Annotated in this window: 11 protein-coding genes and 1 pseudogene; 5 read left to right on the forward strand and 7 right to left on the reverse strand. The window is 62.3% G+C overall.

Features of this window, described 5'->3' with window-relative positions; genetic code table 11:
- Nucleotides 1-296: 296 nt before the first annotated feature.
- Both ABSG20_RS17430 and ABSG20_RS17435 read right to left on the reverse strand, forming a co-directional pair.
- Nucleotides 297-464 (reverse strand): annotated as a pseudogene (locus ABSG20_RS17430) (oxidoreductase); the annotation flags it as partial.
- A gap of 221 nt (nucleotides 465-685) precedes the next feature.
- On the reverse strand, nucleotides 686-2,182 hold the full coding sequence (locus tag ABSG20_RS17435; RefSeq protein WP_423865757.1) for an aldehyde dehydrogenase family protein: 1,497 nt from the start codon (nucleotides 2,180-2,182) through the stop codon (nucleotides 686-688).
- Nucleotides 2,183-2,384: 202 nt separating this feature from the next.
- Between ABSG20_RS17435 and ABSG20_RS17440 the strand changes: the two genes are divergently transcribed.
- The 3 genes from ABSG20_RS17440 to ABSG20_RS17450 all read left to right on the forward strand — a co-directional run bounded on the left by ABSG20_RS17440 (nucleotide 2,385) and on the right by ABSG20_RS17450 (nucleotide 4,741).
- Entirely contained in the window at nucleotides 2,385-3,236 is an 852-nt protein-coding gene (locus ABSG20_RS17440; RefSeq protein ID WP_423865758.1) for an SDR family NAD(P)-dependent oxidoreductase, read from the forward strand.
- Between the two features lie 645 nt (nucleotides 3,237-3,881).
- Entirely contained in the window at nucleotides 3,882-4,334 is a 453-nt protein-coding gene (locus ABSG20_RS17445; protein ID WP_423865759.1) for a response regulator transcription factor, read from the forward strand.
- A 29-nt stretch (nucleotides 4,335-4,363) separates the two neighbouring features.
- Complete coding sequence (locus ABSG20_RS17450) at nucleotides 4,364-4,741, forward strand: winged helix-turn-helix domain-containing protein (protein ID WP_423865760.1); 378 nt, start codon at nucleotides 4,364-4,366, stop codon at nucleotides 4,739-4,741.
- Nucleotides 4,742-4,873: 132 nt separating this feature from the next.
- Here the strand turns inward: ABSG20_RS17450 and ABSG20_RS17455 are convergent, their stop codons facing one another.
- From ABSG20_RS17455 to ABSG20_RS17475, 5 genes are all read right to left on the reverse strand, one after another.
- Nucleotides 4,874-5,887, reverse strand: a complete 1,014-nt coding sequence (locus tag ABSG20_RS17455) for an SMP-30/gluconolactonase/LRE family protein (RefSeq protein WP_423865761.1) — start codon at nucleotides 5,885-5,887, stop codon at nucleotides 4,874-4,876.
- 252 nt (nucleotides 5,888-6,139) lie between these two features.
- Entirely contained in the window at nucleotides 6,140-6,907 is a 768-nt protein-coding gene (locus ABSG20_RS17460; RefSeq protein WP_423865762.1) for a substrate-binding periplasmic protein, read from the reverse strand.
- A gap of 38 nt (nucleotides 6,908-6,945) precedes the next feature.
- Entirely contained in the window at nucleotides 6,946-7,257 is a 312-nt protein-coding gene (locus ABSG20_RS17465; RefSeq protein ID WP_423865767.1) for a c-type cytochrome, read from the reverse strand.
- 116 nt (nucleotides 7,258-7,373) lie between these two features.
- Nucleotides 7,374-9,086 (reverse strand): pyrroloquinoline quinone-dependent dehydrogenase, encoded by a 1,713-nt coding sequence (locus ABSG20_RS17470; protein WP_423865763.1) that lies wholly within the window; start codon nucleotides 9,084-9,086, stop codon nucleotides 7,374-7,376.
- 548 nt (nucleotides 9,087-9,634) lie between these two features.
- Nucleotides 9,635-10,033 (reverse strand): hypothetical protein, encoded by a 399-nt coding sequence (locus ABSG20_RS17475; RefSeq protein ID WP_423865764.1) that lies wholly within the window; start codon nucleotides 10,031-10,033, stop codon nucleotides 9,635-9,637.
- 291 nt (nucleotides 10,034-10,324) lie between these two features.
- Here ABSG20_RS17475 and ABSG20_RS17480 point away from each other — a divergent pair, with 291 nt between their 5' ends.
- Together ABSG20_RS17480 and ABSG20_RS17485 are read left to right on the forward strand one after the other, a co-directional pair.
- Nucleotides 10,325-10,900 (forward strand): DUF2325 domain-containing protein, encoded by a 576-nt coding sequence (locus tag ABSG20_RS17480; RefSeq protein WP_423865765.1) that lies wholly within the window; start codon nucleotides 10,325-10,327, stop codon nucleotides 10,898-10,900.
- Nucleotides 10,901-11,197: 297 nt separating this feature from the next.
- Nucleotides 11,198-12,353 (forward strand): aldehyde dehydrogenase family protein (locus ABSG20_RS17485; protein WP_423865766.1); only part of this gene is annotated, 1,156 nt, incomplete at its 3' end.

Raw genomic sequence — 12,353 nt, forward strand, 5'->3', positions numbered from 1 at the left:
AGCGAACCCGGAACCTCGAGATTCCGGGTTCGCTTCGCGCCCCGGAATGACACAGGCTGCAGGGTGGGCAAAAGCCGACGGGGCGCGCGAAAGCGCGAGCCATGGCGTGCCCACCAACCTCTTCAAGGAATCGTAGCCCGGATGAGCGGAGCGACAGCCGGAGATTATACCTGCGGCCGTCCCGGATGTCGCTTCGCTCATCCGGGCTACGTGCGTTTCACGCCGGCTCCAGCGCGACATAGACGGGATAACCGGTATAGCCGGCCGCCTCGCCGCCATAGAAGGTGGCGCGGTTGTAGGGCGTCGCCGGGCGTGGCGCGCTGGCCATAATATTCCGCGTTCAGTGGCCCCGGCGCGAAGCTCGATTTGTCCGCCCGCATCCGGGTCAAGGGCGCCATCGCGACGCGATGAGCGAGCCGGTAAGGACCGACCTTGAGCGGCGAAAACAGCAAGGGAAAATTCATGTCAGCCCCGAAAATGTCCGTTTATCAGTTCCCCTCCCCCCCACGCGCATCGCGCGTGGCGGGGAGAGGTCGGGGTGGGGGGTGGCGCGGCGTTCACTGGGCCAGCGGTTCCGCTGAAGGACCCCCCACCCCCGACCCCTCCCCACCGCTGCGCGGGGGTTCGCGGGGGGAGGGGAGAACTAGGTCCGATGCAGTAGTTTTGATGTCTGTCCTAAGAGGCCCTACGCGGTCTTGATCCAGACCGCCTTGACGTTGAGATATTCCTCCAGGTGCTGCTTGCCTGACTCGCGGCCATAGCCGCTCATCTTGTAGCCACCAAACGGCACCGCCGGGTCCATCGCCTGGTAGCAGTTGACCCAGACCGAACCGGCGCGCAGCGCCTTTGCAATCCTGTGCGCCTTGCTGACATTGGTGGTCCACACGCCGGAGCCGAGGCCGAAGGTCGTGGCATTGGCGCGCGTGATCAGTTCGTCGGTGTCCTTAAACGAGATCGCCGAAATCACCGGCCCAAAGATCTCCTCCTGCGCGATCCGCATATTGTCCTTTACATTGGCGAAAACGGTCGGCGGCACGAAGTAGCCTTTTGACAAGGCGCCCTCGGTCAACCGGGCGCCGCCGGCCAGCGCCGTGGCGCCTTCCTTGCGGCCGATATCGAGATAACCGGTGACGCGATCGAGCTGCTGTTCCGACACCAGCGGCCCGATCTGGGTGTTGGGGTCGAGGCCGTTGCCGACCTGCAGCTTCTTGCCGTATTCGGCGACGCGGCCGACGAATTCGTCGTACACTTGGTGCTCGACGAACAGCCGCGTGCCCGCGCTGCAGATCTGGCCGGAGTTGGCGAACACCGCCATCGCCGCGCCCGGCACCGCGGCGTCGAGATCGGCATCGGCAAACACGATGTCCGGCGACTTGCCGCCCAATTCGAGCGACACCCGCTTCAGGTTGCCGGCGGAGGCCTTGACGATCGATTGACCTGTTACGTGCGAGCCGGTGAAGGCGACCTTGTCGACGCCGGGATGGGATGCGAGCGCTGCGCCCGCGGTCTCGCCATAGCCCGGCACCACATTGACGACGCCGGGCGGGATGCCGGCTTCCATGGCGAGTTCGGCCAGCCGCAGCGAGGTCAGCGGCGCTTCCTCCGCCGGTTTCAGGATCACCGTGCAGCCGGTGGCGATGGCGGGACCGATCTTCCAGACGCTGGCACCCAGTGGACCATTCCAGGGAATGATCGCGCCGACGACACCGACCGGCTCCTTCAGCGTGTAGGAGAAGATTTCACCGGGCAGCGAGTTTTCGATGGTCTCGCCGTGCAGCGCGGTTGCTTGCCCGGCGTAGTATCGGAGCATGCCGAGCACGCGCTGCCTGGTGGCGCGGGTGCGGCTGATCGGCGCGCCCATGTCGAGCGTATCGAGCGTCGACAGTTCCTCGAAGTTCCGCTCGACGAGATCGGCGAGCTTCAGCAGCAGGTTCTGCCGCTCAAATGGCTTGACCCGGCTCCACGGCCCTTCGAAGGCGCGGCGCGCCGCGGCAACCGCGCGGTCGATATCCTCGGCATCGCCCTCGGCGACAGTGGCGAGCAACTCGCCGGTCGCCGGGTTGTGCGTCTCGAAGCGTTTGCCGGAAGCGGCGTCGACCCATTTGCCGTCGATCAGCATCTTCTTGTAGGAACCATCCGCATAGGGATGGCGCGTCATCGGGATCGCCTGCGTCACAGCCATGTCTGAGCTCCCTTGATTTCGATCGATGTTCCCGACCGTTGTCCAAATCTACGGCGGACGCGCGAACCGGTAAAGCAGGCTCGGCGCCGGTGCGATGGCGCTAAGCGAAGACCTCCCATGCCATTTCGTGCATGGTAGGCTCGCCGCACCGTCCGTACTCAACCGCTGGGCAGCGACACTTTTTGATTTCAGGAGAACTCACGTGCCCCACCCCGCCATGTCACCGAACCATGTCGCCGTCATCACCGGGGGCGCCTCCGGAATAGGTCTTGCCGCCGCGCTGCGGTTCGCGCATCTCGGCATGAAGGTCTGTATCGCGGATCTGGGAGCCGATCGCCTCGCTGAAGCCGAAGCGAAATTGGCAGCGGCGGCGCCGGCCGGCACCGCTGACATCATGACGAAGGCGGTTGACGTCAGCCGGATCGAAGACGTTGCGGCATTGCAAGGCGCCGTGCAAGAACGGTTTGGCGGCATCGATGTCCTGATGAACAACGCCGGCATTCAGCCCGGCAGCCAGATGTTCGGCCCGCTCGAGAGCTGGCAGCGCATTCTCGACGTCAACCTCTGGGGCGTGATCCACGGCTCGCAGGTCTTTGCACCGGGCATGATGGCGCGCGGACGGCCCGGCCTGATCATCAACACCGGTTCGAAGCAGGGCATCACGACGCCTCCCGGTGATCCCGCCTACAATGTGTCGAAAGCAGGGGTGAAAGCTTTTACCGAGGCGCTGCAGCACGAGCTGCGGAACACGGCAGGCAGCCGGATCAGCGCCCATCTGTTCATTCCCGGTTTTGTCTTTACCGGGCTTACCGCAAAAGGCCGCACCGAAAAGCCGGCCGCGGCATGGACAGCTGAGCAGACTGTCGACTTCATGATCGAACGGGTGGCGGCCGGAGACTTTTATATTCTCTGTCCGGACAATGATGTGCCGCGAAGGCTCGACGAACGGCGCATCCTGTGGGCGGCCGGCGATATCGTCGAAAACCGCCCGGCGCTGTCGCGCTGGCATCCGGAGCATGCCGAGGCCTTTGCCGCGTTTGTGAAGAAGACGTAAGCCGCGTCATTGACGAGCGTGAGGCGAGGCGACGCTCTCTCGCTCCCTCCCCCCGCTCTTAGGGCCAAGACGGGCGAATGTCCGTTTCCGTGAAGGTTGTTATATTGCACGCGCTTAACCTCTCCCCGCGCGCGGCTATCGGATTGACTCGGATTGACAGATTCCGGGCCTGCCCGGAATGACGCTGAGAAAGATGGGTGAATCTCTCGATGCGACTTGTGCGCATTCGATAGCCGTGCGCGGGCAGAGAGCGATTGCGTCGCGACGCATGATACGATCCGAACTTCAAAATCGCTGTACCAATCCACAAGATGGACCCCGGCTCAGAAGCGCATCGCCATGCGCCGCGCTGCGTCCGGGGCACGAAAGCAAATGTCTTGATGCGTTGTTTCCCTTTAATTCGCGGGAGTTTCCTTTGCGGTGGTCCCGCATATCGCGGAGCCTGCCATCGGGTGGCGCATTCGTGCCGATCCGTTGGCGCATGCGGGCTACTCGCTAAAGCACAGCGTTAGATGCTGCGCTTCCTTCGTCGGCGCGAACAGCCGGTGGTCTTACGGACTGGCGACCCGCCACACGCCTACTATAGCGGCTTGCATGGGCCGGTCTTGTCACAGATCAAATCGGCCGCCGAGCTTTCGTGGCTTAATGCATCATATGGTCCTGTTTCCATTCGACAGCGAAGGCAATTTGATGACAACTCAGGCTGCGTCGGAGCTTGCGAAGCAAGTCATCCTCATCGTTGACGACGATGATTCCGTGCGGAACTCCCTCAGAAACCTGATGGAGAGCGAGGGCTTCGCGGTGTACGCCTTTTCCAATGGCCAAGACTTGCTCAACGAGGCGAGCCTACCTGCGATTGGGTGCCTTGTCGTTGACTACCAAATGCCCGCAATGAATGGACTGGAGCTGGTCACCGCACTGCGCGGTCGGGGAGTTTCAATCCCGGCTATTCTCTTCACAGGCAATCCCACCCAATATGTGCAGAAACGAGCCGCGGCAATGGCGGTTTTGGTCGTCGAGAAACCGGGGCGAGGAAGCTATCTGCTAGATTGTGTCCGTGAGGCAGTTGCAAAATATGCACAGTCAGTGGCAAGCTGACGCTCCCGATCGGAACAGTCAGTTGTGCTATGCGGAAATCCAGCGCCGGGTCGCTCCCATCCCTGAGTGTTCGAATCGATCTCGACCCGGAGGGACGGATAGGTCCGGGCAAAATACAACTGCTTGAAAAAATTCAGGCCTGCGGCTCGATTTCGGCCGCGGGCCGCGCCATGGAGATGTCCTACAAGCGGGCGTGGGATCTGGTGGACGAGATCAACCGCATCTGCGGGCATGCCGCCGTCGAGCGGCAGACCGGCGGCAAGAACGGCGGCGGCGCGGTCCTGACGCCGTTCGGCATCTCCCTCGTTGCCCGTTACCGCAAAATCGAACGCGATGCGGCAAGCGCGGTCCGCAAGGAGCTCGCGGCATTGCGGACCGATATTATCGGACGCCCGCGGAGAGCCTGAGCGGCCCGAGGCCACGGGCGTGGCGGGTAGAACCCGCCATGCCCTATGACTTGACCGGGAAACAGTTTCCGAATTCTGAAAAAAGGTCCGCCGGCCGTAGCCATTCCCTGGCCGCTCCGCGCCAATCGCGCCTTACTTCGACAACGCGACGGGTTTGATCGCGAACGCGCCTGGATCCTTGTCCTTGTTTTCGCCGATGATATAGGACAGCTTGCCTTCCGCGACCCACCCGGTATTGCCGACCTGCGTCACTGAGACAGGTTCGCTGAGGCCGTCCGCGATGGTCTCGACCCGGGCTTCGTCGCCCTTTATCGTGACCTTGTCGAGCCGGCCGGAGCCCTCGATCAACAGGAAGCCATCCCCGAATGCGCGCATCGCGTCCGCATGATCGATCGGGCGAGATGCTTTCAGCGCGGTGACCCCGGCAGCCTTGCCGTTCTCGACAGTGATTTTGAACAACGCAGCCGGGATAAAGGTGGTGACGTAGAGATTGCCGTCCGCCCCGATTGCGATGCCGTCGAGGCCGACACCATCCTTCGCCGGCGCCAGCTTGGGATCCGTCGTCCAGATCTCGAGCGAGGTGCCACCCGGCTTCAGGCTGTAAACGTTGGGCGCGAACGAGTCGGTGACATAGGCGGTGCCGTCGGCGCCGACCGCGATGTCGTTGCACAGGGATTTCGGATCCTTGAGGGCAAAGCTGCCCTTCGGTGCGCCGCTGGCGAGATCAAAGGTTTTCAGCCATGCTCCCTTGGTGTCGCTTGGACCGGGAACGCCAAATCCGGTGATGTCGTTCGAACAGACATACAGTGTGCCGCTGTTCTCGTCGGCAAGCACGCCGAGCACCGAACGGCTGCCGGCGGCGCCGGGCTTGACGAATTGCTCCGCCTTGCCGCCGGGCGCGGCTTTCACCACGCCGCCAAGGTTGAAGCTGCCCACATAGAGTGTGCCATCCCTGGTGGATGTCACACTCTCCGGAAAGCTCTTGTCGGGAACGCCGACCGGCGCGCTCTGGGCACGCGCGGCGCCATAAGACGCCGCGCCAAGCACGAGTGCCAGTCCGGCCGTGCCGAGCGCACGCGCGTAACGGCCCTTGAGCGTTTCTCCCTCTGCAAGCGAGCTTGCAGCAACGTTTTGTTCTTGTCTCATGATGATGATTCCTGATGATCGACTTGAGGGACGAGGCAATGCCTCAGGGCCGATCATCATCAGCCATCGGTTCGCTGCACCGCCATAGCGCAGCGAAGGTCTGCGATCCAACGATCCCAGCGCAATCAGCCCGATCAGCAACTCTAGGCCATAGTGCCGGAACTTGAAAGCGTGTCATGCGCCAGAAAAAAATTGCCATCGATGGATGCCTTCACGAGATGGTCGAGCTCTCTTTGCGCACACGGAGCGGAATCATCTCGGCGATTGCAGCACGATACCGTAGCGCCCGTAGATGCGCTCGATCGTCCCGTCGGCGCGCAACCGCTCGAGGGCGGCTTCGATGGCATCGCGCAGCTTCTGGTCCGGTTTTACCATGCCGACGGCGACATTCCAGTTGAGGCCCGCCTCGCTCTCGTCGGGACCCACGATGCGAACCGCCTTATCCGGATGAGTGAGATTGAAATAGGCGGCGACGGTCGGCGTGACCGCCGCCGCGTCGATCTCATGATTGGCCAGGGCATCGAGGCTGTCGACCTCGAAGCCGAAGGTCGATGTCGGCACATGACGCTGACCGATGATCATCGCCGCGACGGATCCGACCTGGACCCCGACCTTGGTGTGCTGGTCAAGGCTCGCAAATGACGTGAGTTTGCTGGCCGATGGCACGGCCAGCGCGACACCTGTGCGATAGTAGGGTTTTGAAATCCTCAGATTGGTTTCGCTTTGCGCCTCGGGATCCGCAATGACATCCATCACGATGTCGCAGTCGGCGCTGCGGATCTGGAACATGGTGATAATCCAGTCGAGCTTCAGCGAAACGCCAAGCTCGCGCGCCAGGGCCTGGCCCAGCTCGACCTGGAACCCGGGAGGGTCGCCGGTCTTGCTGGCGAATGGAAGCGAGTTGGGGTGGGCACACAGCCCGAGCGCGCCGACCGATTGGATGGTGTCGAGAGGCCGCGCCTCCGCCGGCCCCGTGAGGCCCGCGACAACGCCGACCAAAAGCGGAAGAATGGCTTTCATATCGTGTCCCCGGTGCGGATGGATTGGGATTTCCTGGTTCATCCCTCCGGCTTCAATGACCGGATGTACTTGATGATCTCGTCGATCTGCGCGTCGCTGAAGGCTTCGCCGAAGGCCGGCATCGCGCCTGGCTTGCCGGTCTTGATGCGGTTGCGGATAAAGTCATCGCTTCGCTGCGAATCCATGAGCTGCGGCCCCTTGCCGGCAGTACGGCCCGCATCGGAATGACACCAGCCGCAGGTCGATGCGAACAACTGTTCGACATTGAATGGTGCATTGTCCGGGGGGGTGGCGGCAGACTGCGCCAAAGCCGGCACCGCGCACATAAGCGCGGCGGCCAGCACTGCCATCACGTTCAAGTCCAATCTGATCCGGTCCAAGGCCAGTTTCGTCAAGTCTCATCGGCGCATTTATTTAAGGCACGGGGAGCGGATTGCATCCGCTCCCCGCAAAGCGTCTCTGCGATCTATTTCAAGCTGTAGACGATGAGCGCGCCATCGTCGCGCGGCATGCTTTTGTAGACGCCGCCGAAGGTTGGTGCGTAGTCGTCCGACGCCATGCCGCCAAAGCCCGCGGTCACGGCGATGTACTGCTTGCCGCCGGCGGAGTAGCTGATGATCCCGCCCTGATGGCCGGTGCCGTCGGAGTGATTCCACAGCTCGGTCCCGCTTTCGGCATCATAGGCGTGAATCACGCCGCGCGAGTCAGGTACGAACACGAGGTTGCCCCCGGTCGACAGCACACTCGCAAGCGGCGGCTCGGGGAAGCGAACCTCCCATTTCTTGGCCCCGGTCACCGGGTCGCGCGCGTCGAGGTGGCCATAAATCTCGCCGCTGGGGGGAGGCGCGATCTTGAAGTTGGCGCCGATGTTGAGTTGGGCTTGTGGGGCGACCACCGGCGTCGTCTTCACGACGTCGAGGGTCATGCACCATTCCTGGCCGAGCTTGTAGTAGAGGCCCGTCTTCGGGTTGTAGGAACCCGCGTTGAAGCTGACGCCGCCGGAAATGTGCGGGCATAACGGCTCGTCGACCTTCCCCGCCGTGAAGTCGCGGCGGCCGATCAGTTCGCCGGTCTTGGGGTCGATGCTCTTGACGAAATTGCTGTTCTCGGTGATCCGCCAGACGTTCTTCAGGCCGGCGCTGCGGTCGTAGACGAAGATGTACCCGCTCTTGTTGGGATGCACCACGAGCTTCTGGCCGTCGCGCTCGAGCATCACGAACTCGCCGACCGCGCTGTCGAAGTCCCAGGCGTCGTGCGGCAGCTCCTGATGATAGAATTTCAGCTTGCCGCTGTCGACATCAAGACCGATCACCGAGGAGGTATAAAGATTGTCGCCGGGGCGGGCTCCTTGCGTCTTGTAGTCGCTGCCCGACCAATCATAGAGCGGCGCCGGGTTGGCGGTGCCCCACCAGACGGTGCTGGTCTCGGAGTCGAAGGTGCCCGGCATCCAGCCGCCGCCGCCGCCGGTGCGCCATGAGTCATTGCCCCATGTCTTCATGGCTTCGTCGGTGCCGCCGACGGTCAGGAACTCCCATTTCTTCTGGCCCGTTTTTGCGTCGACACCGAATATCGGGCCGCGGCCCGGCCATTCGCCGCCCTGCGCGCCGATCACGACCATGCCCCTGGCGTAAAGCGGCGCACCGGTGAAGCCGACCGTCAGCTTCTGGGAATCGAGCAATTTGGTCTCCCAGGCGGGCTTCCCGGTCTTCATGTCCAGCGCGATGAGCCGACCGTCCATGGTGCCGACATAGACCTTGCCCTCGCCGAGCGCGGCCCCGCGATTATAGGGCGAGTGGGTCTGCCGGGCGATCAAGGCTTCGTCCAATTCCGGGAAATAGGACCAGATCACCTCGCCGGTGGCGCCGTTCAGCGCAAAAGTTCGGCTGTACGATCCGGTGTAGTAGAGCACGCCATCGGCCACCAGCGGCATCGACTGCAGGCCGCGGGTGGATCGACCGGGGATATGGATCCAGGCAACACTCAGATTGGCGACATTGCTGGCGTTGATCTGGGCGAGCGGACTGTAGTGATAGGACCTGTAGGAGCCATGGTAGGTCAGCCAGTCATTCTGGCCGCCGGCCTCGATGCGCGCGGTGTCCACCGATTGGGCAAACGCTGACGATGCCGCGAGCGTCGCGGCAATGGCAGGTAAAGCAATATAACTCCGCTGTTTCTTCATGGGTACGTCCTCCGTTTGGTTTATTTAACGCCTGGTCGCAGCATTGCCGGGCCGCTGCGCTCGATCGTTTGCCGATGCGATTGATCTCCCGCCGCCTACCCTGCAATTCCGATTTTGTCTTCATCAAGACGCCGAAAATCAAGACGCCCAACTCCCCGCCCAAGCATTGGCATCGGGCTATTCGTCGCGCGTCAAGCCTGGAAACATCTATCGGGTCATTCGTGAAAGAACTGGCCCCCGCCGCACACCCTCGGGTTGAACCCTATCAGATCCTCCGGCCGCTGGATAGTCATGCTGCAGCCTCCAAGATCGATGATGACCAAAAAATTCGAAACCTCACGGCATTCCGAACCTCGCCGAATCCGCCACCCATGACCCCCCGACGCTCAAGCTCCGCCCACGAAGCGCGTCGTGCAGTGCAATGTCCCCATTTGGGCGGTGTTTCGCAGAATCGGAGCGCAAAGGAGCGAGCCAAGCATATTGCAAGCCAACCAAATGCGAGTTAGCGTTATATCCGTGCAGATACATCGTAGCGGAAAAATTCGGTGTCAGACCTCTCTGTTGCCCACCACAATCAGCGGAGTGCCATCAGCACGCTCGTGCTTCGCGGGCGAGATGGTCCGCCGCCGCTCGTCGTCACCGACGCAAAGGGCCGGCGATCGAAGATCTGGGATATCGCCCCCACGCTGCATTGCTCGATCATCGGCACATGCCTGTCGGCGGCCGAATTGCGTCAATTCTTCGTCAAGCTCGGCGATGCCTCCGCCAGGACCGCGTCGGATCATACGCTGCACAGTTATGGCGTTAACGGCGCTGGAAAGCACGACCTGATCGGAAAACTGCTGAACAAGACGCTGGATCATCGCCACGAAGCCGCGATCCGACGTTTTGCGAGGGCCTCGAATACTGCGCAGGTCAGAGAGCTCTGGCTTGAGGCCTTCGAACAAGGCGGCATTCCCGGCGCCTACTGGGCCTTATTGACTCATCCCGCAACCGACCGCCCTCTGGTCGAAGAGGCTTTTGGCCAGGTGCACATGTTGTCGCATATGGTTGGCTCGTCGAACCGGGTCGACATCGTGCGATTGCGAACGCTCGAACATGACCTCGGCGAGCGCGACGAGAAGATTTCCCGGCAGGAGGCTCGTCTCGCGGAGAGTTCTCGCGAGCGATCGGGGCTTTTGCGTAAAGTCGAAGGCCTCGAAATGGAGGTTCTGCGACGCGAAATAGCCGACCGAACGATGGCCGAATTGACGACAGGGGCGCTCTCCACGTCCGCCCTCCTGCAGCGGCTGGACACCGAGAAAGCTCATTCGAGCCAACTGGCCGCGCGGGTGGCGGAGCTGGAGCACCACGTTGAAAAGGCGCACCGATTTGCCGCGGCCCTCAACAAGCAGAATGATCGGTTGCAACGCGAAGTCGCCGCACTCGAAGCCGAGCTAAAGATCGGCAAACCAGAGCAATACGGCCTAGCCGCCGAAAACGATCTGCAAGGTCTCACCATGCTCTATGTCGGCGGGCGCCCCGGATTGATCGATCAATTGAAAGCGATCGTCACCGGGAGGGGCGGCAGGATGCTCGCGCATGATGGCGGCATCGAGGAAAGCCCGGCCGCGCTGCCGGGGCTGATCAGCCGGGCCGATGCGGCGCTCTTTCCCGTGGACTGCATCAGCCATTCCGCTGTCGGGCATATCAAGAAGTGCTGCCGGGAGGCAGGCAAGCCTTTCATTCCATTGCGGACGGCGAGCGTCGCCAGCTTCATTTCCGCAATCGCCAATCATGGTGCCTTGCAGAACCATAGGCTTTCCCGTCCTTGAAGAGGTCCGGTTCAGGGAAAGCCTGATCGTGGCCGGGTTTCCGGAGGCGTCGACAAAGCCGGGCGAAACCCCGCCGCCATCGCCCGCGTCCTCGCGGGTCTCGCTCTCCTTCTTCACCACGCTCCGGGGAATCAAACGTTATATCCCATAGGATATATCGATGCCGCGGATCGCGTCCAGCTCGATTTTCACGGCTGACGCGCTGCGGGGGGCGTGGCCTCCCTGCCGGAGCCGTGATATAGGTCCGAATATAACGCGACCTCAAAAGCGGTCCATTCGAAAGGGAGAGCCAGACCAATGAACGACTTTAACCTTCTGATCGACGGGAAGATGGTGCCCGGCGACCAAACGATGCCCGTCCTCAATCCCGCAACCGAGGAGGTGCTGGCACAATGCCCGCGCGCCTCGAAAAGTCAGCTCGATGCCGCCGTCGCCGCGGCCAAGGCGGCGTTTCCGGCCTGGGCGGCGACCCCGATCGAGCAGCGCCGCATGCTGGTCATCAAGATGGCCGAGGCGATTGAGGCCAACACCAGCGATCTGGCACGGCTCTTGACCAGCGAACAGGGCAAACCGCTGGCCGACGCCACCGGCGAGGTCATGGGCATGGCCGCCTTCTTCCGCTATCTCGGTTCGCTCGACCTGCCGATGCGGGTGATCGAGGACTCGGGCGACCGCCGCGTCGAAGCCTATCGCCGGCCGCTCGGGGTCGTCGGCGCGATCATTCCCTGGAATTATCCGCTTCTGATCCTCAGCTTCAAATTGCCGTCCGCCTTGCTGGCCGGCAATACGCTGGTGGTGAAGCCGGCGCCGACCACGCCGCTGTCGACGCTGAAATTCGCCGAACTGGTCAAGGACATCCTTCCCAAGGGCGTGCTGAACGTCATTGCCGACGCCAACGATCTCGGCGACTTCATGACCAAACATCCCGACATCCGCAAGATCTCGTTCACAGGGTCGACCGCGACCGGCCAGAAAGTCATGGCCAGCGCGGCCCAGACCCTGAAACGGATCACGCTGGAACTCGGCGGCAACGACGCCGGCATCGTGCTCGACGACGTCGATCCGAAGAAGGTCGCGCCCGGCATTTTCGAAGGCGCGTTCCAGAACTCAGGGCAGGTCTGCCTCGCCATCAAGCGGCTCTATGTGCACGAGTCCGTCTACAATGAAATCTGCGACGAACTGGTGGCCATTGCCAAGAACACCGTGGTGGATGACGGTTCGAAGCAGGGTACCAAGCTCGGGCCGCTGCAGAACAAGATGCAGTATGAGAAAGTAAAAGGCTTCCTCGAAGACGCCCGCAGGAACGGCAACATCATCGCCGGTGGGGCGGCGATGGATCGCCCCGGTTATTTCATCGAGCCGACCATTGTGCGCGACATCAAGGAAGGCTCGCGGCTGGTCGACGAGGAGCAGTTCGGGCCGGTGCTGCCGGTGATCGAGTATTCCGACAATG

The organism is Bradyrhizobium sp., from assembly GCF_049512235.1.
GTDB lineage: Bacteria > Pseudomonadota > Alphaproteobacteria > Rhizobiales > Xanthobacteraceae > Bradyrhizobium.

What these genes read in the sequence shown, in the direction of transcription:
- ABSG20_RS17470 (WP_423865763.1), bottom strand. Translation starts at nt 9,086, where the DNA reads ATGAAGAAACAGCGGAGTTATATTGCTTTACCTGCCATTGCCGCGACG.
- ABSG20_RS17435 (WP_423865757.1), bottom strand. Translation starts at nt 2,182, where the DNA reads ATGGCTGTGACGCAGGCGATCCCGATGACGCGCCATCCCTATGCGGAT.
- ABSG20_RS17445 (WP_423865759.1), top strand. Translation starts at nt 3,882, where the DNA reads ATGCATCATATGGTCCTGTTTCCATTCGACAGCGAAGGCAATTTGATG.
- ABSG20_RS17450 (WP_423865760.1), top strand. Translation starts at nt 4,364, where the DNA reads ATGCGGAAATCCAGCGCCGGGTCGCTCCCATCCCTGAGTGTTCGAATC.
- ABSG20_RS17465 (WP_423865767.1), bottom strand. Translation starts at nt 7,257, where the DNA reads ATGGCAGTGCTGGCCGCCGCGCTTATGTGCGCGGTGCCGGCTTTGGCG.
- ABSG20_RS17460 (WP_423865762.1), bottom strand. Translation starts at nt 6,907, where the DNA reads ATGAAAGCCATTCTTCCGCTTTTGGTCGGCGTTGTCGCGGGCCTCACG.
- ABSG20_RS17455 (WP_423865761.1), bottom strand. Translation starts at nt 5,887, where the DNA reads ATGAGACAAGAACAAAACGTTGCTGCAAGCTCGCTTGCAGAGGGAGAA.
- ABSG20_RS17480 (WP_423865765.1), top strand. Translation starts at nt 10,325, where the DNA reads ATGGCCGAATTGACGACAGGGGCGCTCTCCACGTCCGCCCTCCTGCAG.